The organism is Arthrobacter sp. B0490 (assembly GCF_002929355.1).
Lineage (GTDB): Bacteria > Actinomycetota > Actinomycetes > Actinomycetales > Micrococcaceae > Arthrobacter_D.
On sequence record NZ_PJIR01000003.1, the window covers coordinates 286,245 to 304,556 of the forward strand.

Below are 18,312 nucleotides of genomic sequence, written 5' to 3' on the forward strand. Positions count from 1 at the left end.
GGAAGGTCTCACTAGGAAAGAAGCAGATGAAACAGTACTTCTCCGCGCGTGCCGGTCGCCGACTCGCGATGGTCGCCGCTGTCACCGCCGTAGCATCCTCCTCCTTCGCCCTCCCGGCGTCCGCCTCCACTCCGACCGTCCACGGGGACGGTTCCCCCCTCGCAGACACGGTGCAGCCCGACGGCGTGCTCACCGTGGGCGTCGACGCCCCGGCCGGGGTGAAGGTGAAGTTCAAGCTGGACGGCACCTACCTGGGCCAGGATTCCACTGCCCCCTACTCGTGGCCCGTGACGACGGGAGCGGGGTCGCATAAGCTCAACGTCCGATGGGAGACGCCCAGCGGGCGGGAGGAGAGCACCGTGGTCTTCTCCGTCGCCGAGCCCGCCGCACCGGCTCCCGCGCCGGCCCCTACGCGAGCACCTGCTCCCGCTCCCGCACCCAAGCCCGCCGTCGCGGCGGCACCCAAGCCCGCCGTCGCGGCGGCACCCAAGCCCGCCGTCGCGGCGGCACCCAAGCCCGCCGTCGCGGCGGCACCCAAGCCCGCCGTCGCGGCGGCACCCAAGCCCGCCGTCGCGGCGGCACCCAAGCCCGCCGTCGCGGCGGCACCCAAGCCCGCTCCCGCTCCCAGGCCCGCCGTCGCGGCGGCACCCGCAGCCGTACCGGCACCCGCCGTCGTTCCGACGGCCGTGCTCCAGGTCTCGACGGCGGCCGGCCTCAAGTCGGCCCTCGCCACCGCCCGTCCGGGCTCCGTGATCCAACTGCGCGACGGCCGCTACGTCGGCGCCTTCAAGGCCTCGGCCTCCGGGACCGCCGCCGCCCCGATCACCCTCCGCGGTTCGCGGAACGCGGTGCTCTCCTCGGGGTCCGTCTCCTCCGGCTACGGCCTCCACGTCACGGGCTCGCACTGGCGGATCGAGGGGCTCTCGGTCGCGTCCGCCGCCAAGGGCATCGTCCTCGACGGCTCGAAGAACACCGTCATCAGCGGGGTGGACGTCGGCACCATCGGAGCCGAGGCCGTGCACTTCCGCGCCGGCAGCACCGACGGCGCGCTCCTCGGCTCCTGGATCCACGACACCGGCCTGAAGCAGCCCGCTTACGGCGAGGGCGTCTACGTGGGCAGCGCCAAGAGCAACTGGACCGGCGGCGTCCCCGACCGGTCGGACCGCATCTCGGTGCGCGGGAACCGCATCTCCAACACGGGCGCGGAGGGCGTGGACATCAAGGAGGGCACCACGGGCGGCGTCGTCGCCGGGAACGTGTTCGTCAACTCGGGTGTCTCGGGCGCCAACGACGCCGACTCCTGGATTGACGTGAAGGGCAACGGCTACCGGATCGAGGGCAACTCCGGCTCCGGCACGAAGCTCGACGCCATCCAGGTGCACTCGGTCCTCGCCGGCTGGGGCACGAACAACGTCATCACCGGCAACTCCGTGCTGGGCGGCGTCCCGGGGTACGAGGTCTGGGTCCAGTCCGCGAAGCTCGGCACCACGGTCACCTGCAAGCCCAGCGGCGCCGTCCGCGGGCTGACCAACATCGCCTGCCGCTAGCCGCACCGGCAGGACACGGCAGAGGCCGGGTGGGATGCCCCACCCGGCCTCTGCCATGTGCCGCTGCGTGCCCGAAGGCTACATCGCGAGCGTCGGCGTCTCGTCGCGCACGTCGCTGGCGAGCTCCACGGTCGCTGCCTGCGCCGGTCGGCCGAGGGCCCGGTACTGCCAGCCCTTCGACGTGTAGTCGTTGGCGTTCAGCGCGTGGCGTCCGTCGAGGATCCGCTTGTGCGTCACGAGGGCGCCCAGCTCGTCCGGATCGGCGTCGCGGAACTCGGACCACTCGGTCAGCAGGGCGACGACGTCGGCCTGGTCCACGGCCTCGGCCATCGACCCGACGTAGTTGAGGTCCGGGTAGAGGCGGTGGGCGTTGGTGTTGGCCTCGGGGTCGTAGACCGTGACGATCGCACCCTCGAGGTACAGCAGCCGTGCGACGTCGAGCGCCGGCGCGTCGCGGACGTCGTCGGAGTTCGGCTTGAAGGCGGCGCCGAGGGCGGCGACGCGGACGCCGTCCAGGTTCCCGCCGGCGAGCTCGCGGATGAGGTCCACGGTGCGGACCCGGCGGCGGTTGTTGATGGAGTCGACCTCGCCGAGGAAGCTGACGGCCTGCCCGACACCGAGCTCTTCGGCGCGGTACTTGAAGGCGCGGATGTCCTTGGGGAGGCAGCCGCCGCCGAAGCCGAGGCCGGGCTTGAGGAACCGGCCGCCGATGCGGTCGTCCAGGCTGAGGGCCTTGGCCAGGTGGTTGACGTCGGCGCCGGTGGCCTCGCAGATCTCCGCCATCGCGTTGATGAAGGAGATCTTCGTGGCGAGGAAGGAGTTCGCGGCGACCTTCACCAGCTCGGAGGTGGCGAGGTCGGCGACGATGACCGGGGTGTCGAGCTCGAGGATCGGCGCGAACACCCGGCGGAGCTGCTGCTCGGCCCACTCGGAGCTGACGCCGAAGACGAGGCGGTCCGGGAAGAGGGTGTCCTGCACGGCGAAGCCCTCGCGGAGGAACTCGGGGTTCCACGCGAGTTCGAGCTCGGCACCGAGGGGTGACACCGACTGCACCATGGTGGTCAGGCGGGCGGCGGTGCCGATGGGGACCGTCGACTTCCCGACGAGGAGGGCCTTCCGGTCGATGCGGGTCGCGAGCGCCGTGAAGGCGGCGTCGACGTAGCGCATGTCGGCGGCCGAGGAGTCGGGGGCCTGCGGCGTGCCGACGCAGACGAAGTGCACGTCGCCGAAGGCGGCGGCCTCGTCGAAGTCGGTGCTGAAGCGCAGGCGGCCGGATGCGAGGGCCTCCTGGAGCTTCTCGGGCAGGCCCGGCTCGAAGAACGGCACCTCGCCGGCGGACAGCATGTCGATCTTGCGCTGGTCCACGTCGACGCCGAGGACGTCGAAGCCCATGATGGCCATGCAGACGGCATGGGTGGCCCCGAGGTAGCCGGTGCCGATGACGGTCACGCGGGGTGCTGGCTGGTCGTGCTGGAAGGGGATGCTCATGATGAGGCCTCTTTTGGGGTAGGAAGTAGCTCGGTTTGTCGTTTCGGGGTGGTGCAGGTGGTGCGTGGGGGTATGGGGTGGGTCAGCCGGAGGTGCAGGGCTCGTTGGACAGGCCTTCTCCGGCGTCGGAGGCCGTGTTGCTGCATTCGACGACGTTGTCGCGCACCGGTTTCAGGGAGTAGCCGAGGCCGGGCCCGTTGACCTGCGCGACGTTGTCGCGGAAGACGTTCTCGGTTCCCCAGCCGTCCACGATCTCGTGGGTCTGGAAACCGTCCAGCGGCGAGTTGGCGCCGGTGTTCTCGGCGATGATCCAGCCGCGGCCCTTCACGTCGACCCAGGAGTCGGCCTCGACGATGCCGGACCCGTCGAAGCTGTTGGCCCGCAGGATGCCGTCCGAGGTGCCCTCCTTGATGTCGACGTTCTCCGAGGTGGTGCCCGAGATGGTGTTCCCGGCGATCTCGTTGCGGTCGCTGCGGTCCGGTTCGCAGTTGCTGATGTCGCACCAGTTGCTCTCGGCCGTGCCGATGTAGACGCCCTCGCCGAACTTGGGCTTCCGCAGGCCGGTGTCGCTGATCGTGTTGCCGATCACCCGGTTGTCGGTGCTGAACTTCCGCAGGTGGATCGCCTCGTCGCCGAGGGTGGTCACGGTGAGTCCCTGGATCACGGTGTTCGTGCTCTGGTCCACCATGACGCCCTTCTGTCCGTTGCGGACGGTGAAGCCCTGGAGCACCCAGTAGGAGGAGTCCTCCAGGTGGAACACGTAGCCGTCGTCGGTGGTGCCGCCGTCGAGGATGCTCTCCGTGGTGCCGCAGAGCGTGATGGGCTGCTCGGCCGTCCCCGCCGCGGAGGCGGTGAAGTTCCCCGTGTACACGCCGGGCGCGATGCCGATGGCGTCCCCGGGCTTGGCGGCGTCGAGCGCGGTCATGAGGTCGTTCGGGTTGGACACCGTCACGGTCGCCTCGGGGCACTCCGCCGGTGTCTCGACGGGCGCGGGCGGCGGGGCGGCCTCCTGGGAGGTGCCAGGCTGGGGCTCGCGCTCGTTCTGGGCCGACCCCTTGCCGTTCGACCCGTTCAGGCCGACCACGACGACGACGACGGCCACGGCGAGCGCGACGACGGCGAGGATCAGGGCGGTCAGGCCGCCCCGGCGGGTCATCGTGCACCCCGGACGTCGTCGATGCGCACGATGCCGCGGCTGAGGGCCGTCAGCGGGACGCGCTCCTCGTAGGGGTTGCGGATGGTCCGCACGCGCAGGTGCCGCTTGCGCGTGAAGGCGGTCGCGACGAGCAGTGCGCCCAGCAGCAGCCAGACGAACGTCAGCGGCTGGAACACGGAGTTCAGGACGCTGTGGACCGTCGGGGCGGGGTGCCAGTTGAGCAGTTCGTTCTCCTCGACGACCGCGCCCGTGGACGTCTCGTCCCAGATGGCGGTGGTGCCGTACCCGCCCACGTTGTTGCCGGTGACCCGGGTGTCGGGGACGTTCCCGCGGAGGGAGACGCCGTGTCCGGAGAGCGAGGTCATGGTGTTGCCGGTGACCGTCGCCGAGGCGTCCCGGACGTACACGCCGGTGTCGCCGCCGGAGATGGAGTTCCTGCGGATGTCGGCCTGTGCGCCGGTCTCGCGGACGGCGATGCCCTGCTGGCGCTGGTCGCGGATCTCGTTGTCGATGATGGCGACGCCCTGGGCTCCGTAGTTCACGACGACGCCGACCTCGTTGCCCCGGATGGTGTTGCCGGTGAGACGCAGGTTGTCGCCGCCGCTGACCTCGACGCCGTAGCGGCCGTTGTCGCTGACGGTGCTCTTGACGACGCGGTTCGCGCCGTAGGTGACGACCGCCGTGCCGACGGCGTTGGGGCCGTCCGCGAGGGGCTGTCCGTCGAGGGAGATCCCGTTGCGTCCGTTGCCCCTCGCCGTGACGTCCTGCAGCTGGACCCGCATGCTGGACCGGCCGACGGTGATGCCGTCCACCGCGTTGTCCGACGACGTCGTGCCGGTGATGGTCGCGTCGGTGACGGAGCGGTGGAGTACCAGGCCGTCCACGAGGCTGCCCCGGATCGTGGTGTCGCGGATGGCGACGTCGCGGGCATTGGTGATGAAGAGGCCGAAGGCGTTGTCCTTCACCGTGAGGTTGTCGATGCCGGCGGTCACGACGCTGTAGTCGAGGTCCGACTGGTCGGCGAGGGACTGGAGGTCCGCCTCGGGGAGCAGGCGGGCGCCCGCCGGTGCCACGGGGTCGGCCGTCGCCGGCGCGTCCTGGAAGGTTCCGGCGGTGTCCGTGCCGGTCAGCGCGAGGCCGCCGGTGTTGCCGCTCCAGAAGCCGAGGGAGGAGACGGTGGTGTGGGAGAACGAGGCATGGCCGCCGATCATCCGCACGTAGGCCCGTCCGTCGGAGGTGTCGGTGTCGACGCCCACGCCGTTCCAGCTCGTGAGCGCGACATCGGCTTCCGGGGTACCGGCGATGGCCAGGGAGCCGCCGAGGGCGACGATCGAGACGAAGGCCTCCTCGTCGCTCTGCATGCGGACGGTGACGCCGTCTCCCCCGTTCAGGGACAGGGTGGCGCCGGGCAGCACCACGATGTTCTCGCTCAGCAGGAACGTCGACGACGCCAGCTGCTTGAAGGTGTCCGGCGCGAGCTGGAGGAGGTCCGCGGTGGTGTACGGGATGGTGCGGGCCGGCAGCACGAGCGTGTCCGTGGCCCCCGTGTGGAGGCGGTACGGGCCTTCGAGGCCGTCGACGCGCCAGCGGGCCGCCGAGGCGATGGTCCGCACGTAGACGAGGCGTTCCTCCTCGCTCTGGACGATCCGGGCCTCGCTGCGGGGGTCCCCGGTGTAGAGCTCGCCCTGCACGTTGCCGTTGGCGGCGATCTCGTTGCGTCCGACGGCGTCGGCCTCGGACTCCTTCCACACGTTGCCGGCGGCGAGGAAACCCGCTCCGACGAGTGCGATGAAGACGAGGGCGAGGATGCCGAAGAGGATCGGTTTGCGGTTGGTCATACGACGGCCCCCCGGGTGTCCTGGTCGGAGAGAACCGACGCGGGGGTCATGGAGTCGAGGCTCAGGGCGTCCTGTCCGTCGCCGCCGACCTGGTCGGCGTGGCGGGTCAGCCAGCCCTGCTTGTTCATGGTGGCGAAGGCGTACAGCTTGATGGGCAGGGCCACGAGGATCACGGCGAAGGCGAGGACGGGCAGGATCAGGATGTCCTTGGGGTGGCGGCGGAGGTGGGAGGCGCCGCGGATGCCGCGGCCGAGGAGGAGCCAGCTCAGGGCGGCGGCGACGCCGAGCACCGTGAAGTCCAGGCGGTTGAAGATCAGGTAGAACATGGTCAGGCCCATGGTGACCGGCGTGAGCAGGATCTGCAGGACGGTGACCTTGGTGATGAAGGGGGTGCGCCACAGCCACCCGGTGCCGATGGCCGTCAGGTAGCAGCGGTAGGAGTTGCGGCTCCAGCGGATGCGCTGCTTGACGAAGGCGCGGAAGCTGGAGGGGAACATCGAGAGGGCCCGCGCCGTCGACTGGTGCACGGTCTTGTAGCCGGAGGCAAGGACCAGCCAGGTCAGGCGGCCGTCGTCCCCGGAGATGCAGCGCTTCCCGAGGAAGTACTCGTTCTCGAGGTGCTCGAGGACGGGCAGGACGGCGGAGCGGCGGTAGACGGCCGTGCGGCCGGAGATGCACGGGACGGCGCCGGCGGCACCCATGGCGGGGACGTAGTCGAGGTAGCGCAGGTTCACGAGCCAGTCGGCGACGCGGCGCCACACGCTGGAGTCGCGCTGGAAGACGTTCTGGTGGGTGCCCACGGCTCCGACGAGCGGGTCGACGAAGGGCATCTGGACGTTGCGCAGCAGCTCCGGCTGCCACCAGGTGTCGGAGTCCGTGAGCACCAGGATGTCGTACTTCGCGAGGCGGATCCCGGCGCCGAGTGCGGAGCGCTTGCCCACGTGGTGGAACAGGATCGGCTTGATGGTCGGGTCCCCGAGGGCCTCGATCCGGGCGTAGGCGTCCAGGTCCTCGACGTCGAGGACGATGATGATCTCGTCGGGACGCTGCGCACGCCACGATTCGAGCGCGCTCATCAGGATGTCCGGGTCCTCGTGGAAGGACGGCACCACCACGGACGTCGTCGCGGTGTGGTCCGTCACGATCGGCTTCGCACGGTGGGAGAGGATGAAGCGGTAGAGCCAGAGGCCCCAGACGATGGCGCCGGCGACCGCGATCGGGAAGTAGGGGGAGACCTCGGCCCAGAAGGCACTGACGTCGGTCCAGTCGAGGGCGGCGGTCCAGGAGGACCACGTGTCGCCCAGGGCCTGCGCGCCGAGATCTACGGCGGAGGCTGGGCTGGCGGCGAGCGCGAGTGATTGCATCGGTGTCCTTGGAAAATGAGACGGCTGTCGGGATGCACGTCAGCGGGCGTAGGGCGCCTTCCACCGCCGCAGCAGTGCTGCGTCCTGGTGTGGCAGTCGGTCCGATCAATGATCAGGACCCGTTCCCTTTCTTGAGACTAGGGGGGCTCGCCAGACCCTGTCCTACTCTAAAAAAAGTCGCCACTACTCGGTACTACTTAGGCGCTCTAGCGGGTCCTTCCGCACCCCGATCCGGGCCGCTGGCTGCCCTGCGGACCTCCTGCACCGGACGGCGTCGGGGCTTCCGGGCTGCCGGCCGGGTAGTGTCCGGAGGCAACCTACAGTGCCGTGACCTGCGGCTTCATCCCTCGAGTACCGCGGGTCCCTCCATCGACGGGCGGGAGCGCGGGGCGCCTGAAGGGCCGTGGCTGCGTCCCCCCGGGCGGGGTCCTCGACTACTTGCCCGGTCGAGCCTGGGGCTCGGTGCCGACCATTCTTAACAAGCCGGTGTGTGATCCGAAACATGCCCGACCAGCCGCCGAAACGGGGGCGGGAGGAGGACCTACTCCCCGAGTACCTCGGCGGCCTCCATCCACTGCGTCTCGAGGTCCTCGATCTCCCCCTGCAGTTCCCGCAGCCGGGTGTTGAGGCCCGCGATGTGATCGAAGTCGGCATCGGCCTTGCCGCCGGCGTCGTTCATCTGCTGCTGGACCTTGCCCTTCTGGGCGTCCACCTTGCTGATCTGCCGTTCGATGCGCGCGAGATCCTTGCGGGCCTGCCGGAGCTCCGCCTCGGACGAGCTCGAGGTCGTCCCCGTGGACCCGCCGCTGACGGCGGGCGACGCGGCGCTCCCGGTCGCCGTCATGGGTCCTGCGGCACGGCGCAGCTCGAGGTACTGGTCCACGCCGCCGGGCAGGTCCCGCAGCCGGCCGTCACCGAGGAGCGCCATCTGGGAATCGGTGACGCGTTCGAGCAGGTAGCGGTCGTGGGAGACCACCACGAGGGTACCGGGCCACCCGTCCAGCACGTCCTCGATGGCCGAGAGCGTGTCGGTGTCGAGGTCGTTGGTCGGCTCGTCGAGCATCAGGACGTTCGGTTCGCCCACGAGCAGGCGGAGCAGCTGCAGGCGGCGGCGCTCGCCGCCGGAGAGCTCGCTGACGCGCGTCCACTGCTTCTCGTTGGTGAAGCCGAGCTGCTCCACGAGCTGGGTCGCCGAGACCTCCTTGCCGCCGACGGCGAACACGCGCTTCTCGGATTCGATGACCTCGATGACGCGGCTGTCCCGGACGTCGTCGAGTTCGCGGACCTCCTGGGACAGCACCGCGGTCTGGACGGTCTTGCCGCGCTTCACCTTGCCCGTACCGGGCTGGAGGTCACCGTTGAGCAGCCGCAGCAGCGTGGTCTTGCCCGAGCCGTTGACGCCCACGAGCCCGAGGCGCTGGCCCGGGGCGAGCCGCAGCGTGATGTCGTCGAACAGCCGCCGCTCGGAGCCCTCGCCGTCGTCGATGGTCAGGCTGACGTCCTCGAGGTCGAGGACGTCCTTGCCGAGCCGGGACATGGCCATCTTGCTGAGGGCGAGGGAGTCGCGCGGTTCCGGGACGTCCGCGATCAGCTCGTTCGCGGCCTCGATGCGGAACTTGGGCTTCGCGGTGCGGGCCGGGGCGCCGCGCCTCAGCCACGCCAGCTCCTTCTTCACGAGTTGCACGCGCTTGGATTCGACGACGTTCGCCATGCGGTCGCGTTCGGCGCGCGCGAGGACGTAGGCGGCGTACCCGCCGTCGAAGTCCTCCACCATCGCGTCGTGGACCTCCCACGTGTGGTTGCAGATCTCGTCGAGGAACCAGCGGTCGTGGGTGACGACGAGCAGGCCGCCCTCGGTCGCGCGCCACCGCTGCTGCAGGTGCCGGGCGAGCCAGGCGACGCCCTCGACGTCGAGGTGGTTGGTGGGCTCGTCGAGCATGATGACGTCGTCGTCGCCGATGAGGAGCTTGGCGAGGGCCACGCGCCGCTTCTGCCCGCCGGAGAGGGAGGAGACCTTCGCGTGCCAGTCCACCTCGGAGACCAGCCCGCCCATGACGTCGCGGATCTTCGGGTTCGACGCCCACTCGTGGTCCGCCTGGTCGCCCACGATCGCGGTGCCGACCTCGAGGTCGCCGTCGAGCACGTCCGACTGGTCGAGGTACCCGACGGAGACGTCGCGCCGTTTCGTCACGCGACCGGAGTCGGGCGTGCTGTGCTGGGCGAGCAGGCGCATGAGCGTCGACTTGCCGTCACCGTTGCGGCCCACCATGCCGATGCGGTCGCCGTCCTCGAGCCCGAGGGACACGTTGTCGAGGATGGTGCGGGTGACGAAGGCGACGCTGAGGTTTTCCGCGCCGAGGAGGTGTGCCAAGGAGATACTGCTTTCGGTTGGAGCGATGCGCTGGATGCGCGGTGTGCGCGAGGGACGCTGCGGGCCCGGTCAGCCGGCGACGATGCGGGCCCCGTGGGCGGGGCCGCGGACCGACGCCGCCTGCAGTCCCTCCGCCGCGAGGAGGGACTCGAGTTCGGCCGCGTGGCCCGAGCTCTGCGTCAGGAACGCGATCGTGGGACCGGAGCCGGAGACGATCCCGGCCAGGGCTCCCGCGATCCTGCCCGTCTCAAGGATATCGCCCAGCGCCGGGGCGAGTTCGAGCGAGGCCTGCTGCAGGTCGTTGTGGAGCAGCGGGGCCAGGCCGAGGGCGTCGCCGGCCCGCATGGCGCCGAGGATGGCGGGGTCGATCTGCGGCTGCGGGTCCGGTTCCACGCCGTCGCGCAGGCGGATCTCGTCGAGCCTGCGGTACACCTCGGGCGTGGAGAGCCCGTAGTCGGAGGTCACCAGGACCCAGTGCAGGGGCGTCTTGGAGATGGCCGGCGTGAGCTGGTCGCCCACCCCGAGCCCGACGGCGGTGCCCCCGACGAGCGCGAAGGGCACGTCGGCGCCGAGGTCGACGGCGATCTTCGCGAGTTCGTCCCGGGAGAAGCCGCTGCCCCACAGGGCGTCGCAGGCCAGCAGGGCCGCCGCGGCGTCGGCCGATCCCCCGCCCATGCCGCCGGAGATGGGCACCCGCTTGGTGATGTCGAGGACGACCCCGGTGCGTCCCGGACTGACTTCGGCGAGGAGCTCGGCGGCGCGGACCGCGAGGTTGGTGCGGTCCAGCGGGATGGAGTCGTGCGGCAGGTTCAGGGTGCCCTGGCCGTTCACGGTCACGGTGATGCCGCCGCCGGGCGCCTCGGTGGCCGTGACCTCCTCGTACAGGGAGACGGCGAGGAACACGCTGGCGATCCCGTGGTACCCGTCCTCGCGCGGGGGTCCCACCTTGAGGGAGACGTTGATCTTCCCGGGGGCCCGGACGCGGACGGAGCGGGTTCCGGCGCGCATGTCGAACGTTCTGCCCGGGACCATACCCACCAACCTAGCCCACCGGCCGGGGTGCCGCCGGGGAGGCCGGTGCTTCCCGGCGGGCTTCCGCGATGCGCGCGAAGGCCGTGATGTCGAGCACCTCGCCGCGGGCCGTGGGATCCACGCCGGCGTCGCGCAGTGCCTGCTCGGCGAGGACGGGGCTGCCGGCCCAGCCCGCGAGCGCGGCACGCAGCGTCTTCCGGCGCTGCGCGAAGGCGGCGTCGATGACGGCGAACACCTGCTCGCGCGTGGCGCTCGTCGCGGGGGGTTCCCGGCGCGTGAAGCGGACGAGCCCGGAGGCGATCTTCGGGGCGGGCCAGAACACGTTCATGCCCACCCCCCCGGCCTTCGTCATGCTCGAGTACCACGCGGCCTTCACGGACGGCACGCCGTAGGTCTTGGATCCCGGAGGAGCGGCGAGGCGGTCCGCGACCTCGTCCTGCACCATCACGAGCCCGTGGCGCAGGGAGGGGAAGCGCTCGAGGAGGTTGAGGACCACGGGCACGGCGACGTTGTACGGCAGGTTCGCGACGAGCGCCGTGGGCGGGTGCGGCAGCTCCGTGACGCGCAGGGCGTCCTCGAGGAGGACATCGAGGGCTGCGGCGCGGTCGGGCCGCCACCGGGCGACGGTGTCGGGGAGTTTCCGGGCGAGGACCGGATCGATCTCGACCGCGACCACGCGCTCGGCGGCGTCGAGCAGGCCCAGTGTGAGGGAGCCGAGGCCGGGCCCCACCTCGAGGACCGTCTCGTTGGGGCCGAGGTGCGCCGCGGCGACGATCCTGCGGATGGTGTTGCCGTCGATGACGAAGTTCTGTCCGAGGGTCTTGGTGGGACGGATGTCGACGTCGGCCGCGAGGCGCCTGATGTCGGCGGCGCCGAAGAGGGGTGCGGGCGTGCCGGCGGCGGGGGGCGTAGTCACCCTGCCATGGTATCGGTCGCGCCGCGGCGCTCCGGCGGCTCGTCCGTTCCCCGGCGCCGTGGCCGGAGGGCCGGTGGGCGCCGGCCCGGGAGTCGGCGACGCCTGGTGGAGGCCCTGGTCTCAGGAGAGCCTCCGGCGCCGCCGACCCATTCGGGGCTGCTTCCCTGCTGGGAAAAGGAAGCTGCCGGTCGTACCGTCGTCTTCCGGTCTCACGAGAAGGACGGTACTGGGAGGGCGGCCGGCTTCGGCGCGATGTAAGGTCGGCGGCGCCTCTCCTTCTAGAACAGTACGAAGGAGCGGCGGCACGGGCACGAGTGCCCCCTACCCGACTTCGGGGGGTCCGTACTCGCCCCTCCGGCCGGTGCTACGTGTGATCGGCGACACCCGCTACGGGGCGGTGTTTCCCGGGTTCTCCGGGCCGGTCCCAGGTGCCGTAGACGGCCTCCGTGTTCGCCGTCAGGCGTGCGCACAGGGAGTCGAGGTCGGCCTCCAGGAAGCCCGCCATGGCGCGCACCGTATAGGGGACGAGGTAGGCGGCGTTGGGCCGGCCGCGGAAGGGGTGCGGTGTGAGGAACGGTGCGTCGGTCTCGGTCAGGACGAGGGAGGGGTCCGCCACGAGCAGCGCCTCCCGCAGGTTCTCCGCGTTGCGGAACGTCACCGTCCCGGCGAAGGACATGTACCAGCCCTGCTCGTTGCAGATGCGCGCGAGGCCGGCGTCGCCCGAGAAGCAGTGCAGCACCACACGGTCCGGGGCGCCGTCGGCCAGGAGGGTGGCCACGACGTCGTCGTGCGCGTCCCGGTCGTGGATCTGCAGCGCCTTGCCGAGCCGCTTGGCGATGTCGATGTGGCGGCGGAACGACGTGAGCTGGCTGCCGCGCCCGCCCTCCCCCGTCCGGAAGTAGTCGAGCCCTGTCTCCCCGAGGGCACGGATGCGCGGACCGGCGGCGAGGCGTTCGATCTCCTCGAGGGCGTCGTCGAGCGTTCCCGCCCCCGCGAGCAGCGGGGCGTCGTTGGGGTGCAGCGCCACGGCACCGAGGAGCCGGGCGTCCTGCTCCACGACCTCGGCGGTGAAGCGCGACGACGCGAGGTCGGTGCCCACCTGGACGGCGCCCCGCACCCCTGCCGCCTCCGCCGCGTCGAGGGCGTCCCCGAGGGAGACGGCGGGGCCCTCGCTGAAGTCGAAGTGCGTGTGGTTGTCGATCACGGGGACGGGCAGCGGCTCCGGCAGGGGCGGGTAGGTGCCCTTGCGACGCCGTCGGGCCCCGTCGCCGCCCTCTCCCCCGTCGGCGGCCTGTGCCTCCCCCGTCTCCTCCGGCTCCCGGTAGGCCTGCGGCGTCTCCCCCACCGCGTAGGGATGACGGACCGATGCTGCGCTGTTACACATGGGACAAGCCTAGCCACGGGGCGGAACTTATCTCCCGGGGATCAAGTTGACCTAGTAATCTGTTGAATCAGCCAGGCCTGTCCTGCCCCGCGCCGGAACGGTCGTGGCGGTTCCCTGCGTGTCGCTCGCCTGGCCGTCCGGCTCGTGCGTGCCGCCGCAGCCGCACGCATGGAAGGTACCCATGGACGTCCAGCACAACATCGCCGAGGCCGCAGCGGAACCCCGGACGGCGGCGCGGGTGGACCCGGACGTCCCCGGCGTCGGCTTCCACGACATCAGCACCCGCATCCTCGGCTCCATCAACACGGTCATCGACGGCAAGCCCGAGGCCGCGCGCCTCGCCCTCACCGTCCTGCTGGCCCAGGGCCACCTGCTCCTCGAGGACGTCCCCGGCGTCGGCAAGACGATGCTCGCGAAGACCCTCGCCCGGACGATCGACTGCACCGTGAACCGCATCCAGTTCACGCCCGACCTGCTGCCCTCGGACGTCACCGGGGTGTCCATCTTCAGCCAGGACACCCGGCGCTTCGAGTTCCGCCCCGGACCCGTCTTCGCGAACATCGTGATCGGCGACGAGATCAACCGGGCGTCGGCCAAGACCCAGTCCTCGCTCCTCGAGTGCATGGAGGAGCACCAGGTGACCGTGGACGGCACCACCCACGTGCTCGGCGACCCGTTCATGGTGGTCGCGACGCAGAACCCCATCGAGATGGAGGGCACGTACCCCCTTCCCGAGGCCCAGCGCGACCGCTTCATGGCGCGGATCTCCATGGGCTACCCCGACGCCCGGGCCGAGGCGGACATGCTCGAGACGCACCAGTCCGTGTCCCCGCTCGAGGGGATCCGTCCGGTGGCGAGCGTCTCCGACATCGCCGCCATGATGCGCGAGGTGCGCGGCGTGTACGTCTCGCCGGCCGTCAAGGACTACACCGTCGCCGTCGGGCACGCCACGCGCCAGCACCCCCGCCTGCGCCTCGGCGCGAGTCCCCGGTCGCTGCTGCAGCTCCTCCGGGCGGCGAAGGCGGGCGCCGCGCTCGAGGGCCGCGACTTCGTGCTGCCCGACGACATCGCGTCCGTCGCCGACGCCGTACTCGCCCACCGCCTCCTGCTGGACCGCAAGGCGACGAGCGCGGGCGAGACGGCGTCGAGCATCGTGCACGACATCCTCTCGCGGGTCCCGGTGGCCCGCGAGGCCCAGCGGCGATGACGGCCCGGGCAGGCGCCTGATGGTCCTCCTCGACAGGCTCCCCTCGCGCATCCTGACGGTGCGCGGGTGGGGCTTCGTCCTCGTCGCCGTCGTCGCGCTGCTGTCGGCGCAGGTGCTCGGGCGCCGCGACCTCCTCTACGTGGGGATCCTGCTCGCCGCCCTGCCCGCGGCCTCGATCCTCGTCCTCAGGCTCGTCAAGCCCCGCTTCACGGTGGCCCGCCGGTTCCAGCCGCAGTCCATGGAGATCGGCTCGACGACGACCGTCACGCTCTCGCTCACGGCGTCCGTGGCGGGAGGAGCCAGTATCGCGATGGAGGAGCAGCTGCCGGCCCGCTTCGGGCAGGCGCCGCAGTTCACCTACCCGTCGCGCAATCCGACGCCGGACGGCAAGTCCCTCTACGAGTACCGTCTCCGGTCCGCCTCGCGCGGCGTCTACGCCATCGGTCCCGTCACCGCCGAGTTCACCGACCCGTTCGGCCTCGCGAAGTCCTGGCACGTGCTCGGCGGGGCGGACGGCCTCGTGGTCACGCCCGCACCGCTCGAGCTGCTCGCCTCGACCCTGCAGGGCTCCCGCGGCAACGACGGCCTCGCCGCGACGCACCGCCAGGCCAACCCGAGCGACGACGACGTCATGACGCGGGAGTACCGGCACGGGGACTCGATGCGGCGCGTGCACTGGGCGGCCACCGCCCGGCACAGCGAGCTCATGGTGCGCCAGGAGGAGTCGGTGACCACCCCGCAGGCCACGCTGCTCCTGGACCAGCGGCACGCGAGCTTCAGCGGCGGCTTCACCGCGGCCTTCGGCGGCGACGGCGCCGCCGGCAGCGGGTTGTCCACCTCCCCGACGTTCGAGTCGGCGGTCACCGCGGTCATGTCCATCAGCGCCCACCTGCTGGAGCGCAACTACGCGCTGCGGTTCCTCGACCACCAGGGCGCCCCGGCCCTGCTGCACTCCCCCTCCGCGCCGTTCCCGTCCGACGAGGAGCACCACGGCCCGGGCGCCGTCGCCGGCATCGCCGAGGGCCTCGCGGCCCTCGAGCTGGGCCCCGAGGGCGGGCGCCGACAGCACGCCGACGAGGGACCCGGCGTCACCGCACGGGCGGGGGACGCGGTGCGCGGCGCCGCGCGTCGTCTCCGGCGTCCGACGTCGGACACGTCGCAGGCCACCCCGCACGCGGCGTTCGGTGACGACCTGCTGGACAAGCTGGCCGCCACGCGGCACCGGGGCCCGCTCATCGCCGTCCTCGGGACGCTCACGAGCGAGGAGGCGCGGTCCCTCGCGTCAGCCGCCGACTACGGGTCCGCGTCCTACGCCGTCCTCCTCACCGAGCGGCCGGCCGACGCCCGGCGGCAGCTCGACATCCTGCGTGACGCGGGCTGGCATGCGACGGCGGCCTCGCCGTCAGCGCACCTGCCCACCGTGTGGGCCGGCCTCGGGAACGCGGCCGGCTCGACGCCCGCCGAGCAACCCCTCCCGGCATCCTCCCCCGGGCCGGTCCGCGGCTCACGACACTCCCGAGGATCGGTATGACCACCACGCTCTCCCGCCCCGCGGCCGCACCGGCGGCCGGGACGCCGTCCGCCCGGCGACCGCCGTCCGCCGACCCCTGGCACTGGTCCGTGACCGGGGCCTCGCTCCTCGCCGTCCTCGCCGCGGCCACCAGCCTCAACGGCGTCGTCGAGCCGTGGACGTGGCTGCTGCCGGTCCTCGGCACGCTCGTGCCGGTGCTCCTGGCCATGGCGCTGACCCGGACCCTGCGCCTGAACGGTGTGCTGACGGCCCTCGTGGGCGTCCTCGCCCTGATCGGCGCCCTCACCGCGCAGTTCGTCCCCCGGCAGAGCATCCTCGGGGTCGTCCCGGGGCCGGGCACCTCGCTCGAGCTCCGGCGCCTCCTCGCCCAGGCCGAGGAGACCGTCGTCTCGCAGGTGGCCCCCGTGCTGCCGGGCGCCGGCATCGTCCTGATCATGTGCGCCGCGCTCGGCCTCGTCGCCGTCGTCGTGGACATCCTCGCGACGACCATGCGCATGCCCGCCGCGAGCGGCCTGGGGCTCTTCGCGGTCCTGATCGCCCCGGCCATCGTGAAGCCGAACGGTGTGGGGATGGCCGCGTTCATCGCCACCGCCCTCGCGTTCCTGCTGCTCCTCGCGGCCGCGCAATGGCGCGAGAACCGTCTCGCGTCGGGCGGGGCACGGGCCTCGTCGGGGTTCGCGGGACGCAGCGCCGTCATCGGCTCGGCGGCCCTCGCCGTGACCGTGATCCTGCCGATGTTCGTGCCCGGCTTCAACTCCGGCGCCTTCCCGCAGGGGGCGCGGCTCAACGTGTGGGGCAACGCGACCGGCCTCAACCCCGCGGTGACGCTCGGCAACGACCTCCGCAACCCCACGGGCTTCGGCCGGATCGCGTACTCCACGAACTCGGACACCCCCGTGTACCTGAGGGCCGTCACGCTCGAGGACTTCAGCGGCCGGCGCTGGGAACCCGACCAGAGACTCGACGACCGCGAGCAGGGCGTCGCCGAGATCGGGGCCGAGGAGGGCGCACCGCAGAGCGCGCCGGCCGGCAGCACCGTCTTCACGCGCGTCACGACGCAGAGCTACTCCAGCCCCTGGCTGCTCTCGCCCTACGCCCCCGTGGGCATCACGAACCTCTCCGGCAGCTGGGCCTGGGACCCCGCGAACCTGTCGGTCCTCGCGACCGACGGCGGGTCCACGGCACGCCAGGAGTACGTCGTGCAGAGCACCTCCGCCGAGCTCACGCGCGAGGGCCTCGGGGCCATCGGGCCCTCGGAGGACCCGGCCGTCCCCGAGGTCTTCACGCAGCTGCCGGAGGACACGCCGGAGATCGTCCGCACCAGGACGGACGAGGTCACCGACGAGTTCGTGAACCCCTACGACAAGGCCCTCGCCATCCAGAGCTACCTCCGCGGCCCGGAGTTCACCTACTCCGTGGAGGCGCCGGTCGACGGCGGGTACGACGGCAGCGGCATGGACGTCATGGCACGCTTCCTCGAGTCGAAGTCGGGCTACTGCGTCCACTACGCCGGCACGATGGCCGTCATGGCGCGTGCCGCGGGCATCCCCAGCCGGGTCGCCATCGGCTACACACCGGGCAGCCCCACGGGCGACACCACGGAGGGGCCGGGCGGGACGGAGCTGCGCGAGTTCGTCGTCGACTCCCGCAACGCGCATGCCTGGCCCGAGCTGTACTTCGAGGGCGTGGGCTGGGTCCAGTTCGAACCGACGCCGTCCCGCGGCGTCGTCCCCACATACGCCCAGCAGTCCTCCTCGCCGGTCGGCCCGCGGGCCGACGACAGCGACGCCCTCAACCCGGGCGGTGCCACCGGTGCGGGCAGCCAGACCGGATCGGCGGCCGAACCGTCGAACGCCGCCGACGGTTCCCCGGGCGGCGGCCCCGAGGACGAGGCTGGTCCCCTGGCCGGCGCACTCGCGCTGACGGGCATCGGGCTGGTCGCGCTCCTGCCGCTCCTCCTCAGGACGTCGAGGACGCGCTCCCGGCGGTCCGTCGTCGTCGGCGACGCCTCGCCGGGTGCCTCCGGTGCTTCCGGTGCTGCGACGGCCGCCTGGGCGGAGACCACCGAGATCGCCGGCGACTACGGCTATCCGCTCGAGCCCACCGACACGCCCCGCACCTTCGCCGGGCGCCTCAGCCGGGATGCGCGGCTCGAGGGTGACCCCGCCCTGTCCCTCGGGAGGCTGCAGTCGGCCTACGAGCACGAGGAGTACGCCGCGCACATGGTCCCCTCCTCCGCCCCGTCCGCGGCGCGGGGCGGGGGTCCCGGCGCCCGGCCCGGGACGGTCGCGCGGCCGCCGGTGGTTCCGCGCTGGGACGACGTCGACGCCGTCACGCGCGCGCTCCGGAGCGGCAGCCCCTGGACCCGGAGGATCAGGGCGCGCCTGCTCCCGCAGTCGCTCCTCAACAGGTTCAGGACGGGGACCCGCCACTGACGGACGGCGACAGCCCGCCCGGCACACGGAAGGCCGGCACCCT

General features: G+C 71.8%; 12 protein-coding genes. 4 read left to right on the forward strand and 8 right to left on the reverse strand.

From position 1 onward, the window contains the following. The first annotated feature begins 26 nt into the window (after positions 1-26). Complete coding sequence (locus tag CXQ97_RS06825) at positions 27-1,547, forward strand: Ig-like domain-containing protein (RefSeq protein ID WP_104180096.1); 1,521 nt, start codon at positions 27-29, stop codon at positions 1,545-1,547. 78 nt (positions 1,548-1,625) lie between these two features. Here CXQ97_RS06825 and CXQ97_RS06830 read toward each other — a convergent pair whose 3' ends face one another. From CXQ97_RS06830 to CXQ97_RS06865, 8 genes are all read right to left on the reverse strand, one after another. Next, entirely contained in the window at positions 1,626-3,035 is a 1,410-nt protein-coding gene (locus CXQ97_RS06830) for a UDP-glucose/GDP-mannose dehydrogenase family protein (protein ID WP_104180097.1), read from the reverse strand. Positions 3,036-3,117: 82 nt separating this feature from the next. Next, the gene (locus tag CXQ97_RS06835) at positions 3,118-4,191 is read right to left on the reverse strand and encodes a right-handed parallel beta-helix repeat-containing protein (protein WP_104180098.1); all 1,074 of its coding nucleotides are present in this window, start codon (positions 4,189-4,191) and stop codon (positions 3,118-3,120) included. After that, on the reverse strand, positions 4,188-6,029 hold the full coding sequence (locus tag CXQ97_RS06840; RefSeq protein WP_104180099.1) for a nitrous oxide reductase family maturation protein NosD: 1,842 nt from the start codon (positions 6,027-6,029) through the stop codon (positions 4,188-4,190). Before CXQ97_RS06840 ends, CXQ97_RS06835 begins: the two co-directional genes overlap by 4 nt. Continuing rightward, positions 6,026-7,393, reverse strand: a complete 1,368-nt coding sequence (locus CXQ97_RS06845; RefSeq protein ID WP_104180100.1) for a glycosyltransferase — start codon at positions 7,391-7,393, stop codon at positions 6,026-6,028. Before CXQ97_RS06845 ends, CXQ97_RS06840 begins: the two co-directional genes overlap by 4 nt. A gap of 541 nt (positions 7,394-7,934) precedes the next feature. After that, the gene (locus CXQ97_RS06850; RefSeq protein ID WP_104180101.1) at positions 7,935-9,764 is read right to left on the reverse strand and encodes an ABC-F family ATP-binding cassette domain-containing protein; all 1,830 of its coding nucleotides are present in this window, start codon (positions 9,762-9,764) and stop codon (positions 7,935-7,937) included. Positions 9,765-9,833: 69 nt separating this feature from the next. Continuing rightward, positions 9,834-10,772 carry a 4-(cytidine 5'-diphospho)-2-C-methyl-D-erythritol kinase gene (locus CXQ97_RS06855; RefSeq protein ID WP_104180323.1) on the reverse strand — a complete coding sequence of 313 codons (939 nt, stop codon included), beginning with the start codon at positions 10,770-10,772 and terminating at the stop codon, positions 9,834-9,836. 34 nt (positions 10,773-10,806) lie between these two features. Then, on the reverse strand, positions 10,807-11,712 hold the full coding sequence (gene rsmA, locus CXQ97_RS06860; protein ID WP_104180102.1) for a 16S rRNA (adenine(1518)-N(6)/adenine(1519)-N(6))-dimethyltransferase RsmA: 906 nt from the start codon (positions 11,710-11,712) through the stop codon (positions 10,807-10,809). 364 nt (positions 11,713-12,076) lie between these two features. Further along, on the reverse strand, positions 12,077-13,096 hold the full coding sequence (locus CXQ97_RS06865) for a TatD family hydrolase (RefSeq protein ID WP_104180103.1): 1,020 nt from the start codon (positions 13,094-13,096) through the stop codon (positions 12,077-12,079). 181 nt (positions 13,097-13,277) lie between these two features. Here CXQ97_RS06865 and CXQ97_RS06870 point away from each other — a divergent pair, with 181 nt between their 5' ends. From CXQ97_RS06870 to CXQ97_RS06880, 3 genes are read left to right on the forward strand one after another with little or no spacing between them, the layout of a single operon-like run. After that, entirely contained in the window at positions 13,278-14,303 is a 1,026-nt protein-coding gene (locus CXQ97_RS06870) for a MoxR family ATPase (RefSeq protein WP_104180104.1), read from the forward strand. Between the two features lie 19 nt (positions 14,304-14,322). Beyond that, entirely contained in the window at positions 14,323-15,834 is a 1,512-nt protein-coding gene (locus CXQ97_RS06875) for a DUF58 domain-containing protein (RefSeq protein WP_104180105.1), read from the forward strand. Next, the gene (locus CXQ97_RS06880) at positions 15,831-18,269 is read left to right on the forward strand and encodes a DUF3488 and transglutaminase-like domain-containing protein (protein ID WP_104180106.1); all 2,439 of its coding nucleotides are present in this window, start codon (positions 15,831-15,833) and stop codon (positions 18,267-18,269) included. Before CXQ97_RS06875 ends, CXQ97_RS06880 begins: the two co-directional genes overlap by 4 nt. Positions 18,270-18,312 lie beyond the last annotated feature (43 nt).

What these genes read in the sequence shown, in the direction of transcription:
- CXQ97_RS06870 (WP_104180104.1), top strand. Translation starts at nt 13,278, where the DNA reads ATGGACGTCCAGCACAACATCGCCGAGGCCGCAGCGGAACCCCGGACG.
- CXQ97_RS06825 (WP_104180096.1), top strand. Translation starts at nt 27, where the DNA reads ATGAAACAGTACTTCTCCGCGCGTGCCGGTCGCCGACTCGCGATGGTC.
- CXQ97_RS06845 (WP_104180100.1), bottom strand. Translation starts at nt 7,393, where the DNA reads ATGCAATCACTCGCGCTCGCCGCCAGCCCAGCCTCCGCCGTAGATCTC.
- CXQ97_RS06880 (WP_104180106.1), top strand. Translation starts at nt 15,831, where the DNA reads ATGACCACCACGCTCTCCCGCCCCGCGGCCGCACCGGCGGCCGGGACG.
- CXQ97_RS06830 (WP_104180097.1), bottom strand. Translation starts at nt 3,035, where the DNA reads ATGAGCATCCCCTTCCAGCACGACCAGCCAGCACCCCGCGTGACCGTC.
- CXQ97_RS06865 (WP_104180103.1), bottom strand. Translation starts at nt 13,096, where the DNA reads ATGTGTAACAGCGCAGCATCGGTCCGTCATCCCTACGCGGTGGGGGAG.
- CXQ97_RS06840 (WP_104180099.1), bottom strand. Translation starts at nt 6,029, where the DNA reads ATGACCAACCGCAAACCGATCCTCTTCGGCATCCTCGCCCTCGTCTTC.
- CXQ97_RS06875 (WP_104180105.1), top strand. Translation starts at nt 14,323, where the DNA reads ATGGTCCTCCTCGACAGGCTCCCCTCGCGCATCCTGACGGTGCGCGGG.
- CXQ97_RS06855 (WP_104180323.1), bottom strand. Translation starts at nt 10,772, where the DNA reads ATGCGCGCCGGAACCCGCTCCGTCCGCGTCCGGGCCCCCGGGAAGATC.
- CXQ97_RS06835 (WP_104180098.1), bottom strand. Translation starts at nt 4,191, where the DNA reads ATGACCCGCCGGGGCGGCCTGACCGCCCTGATCCTCGCCGTCGTCGCG.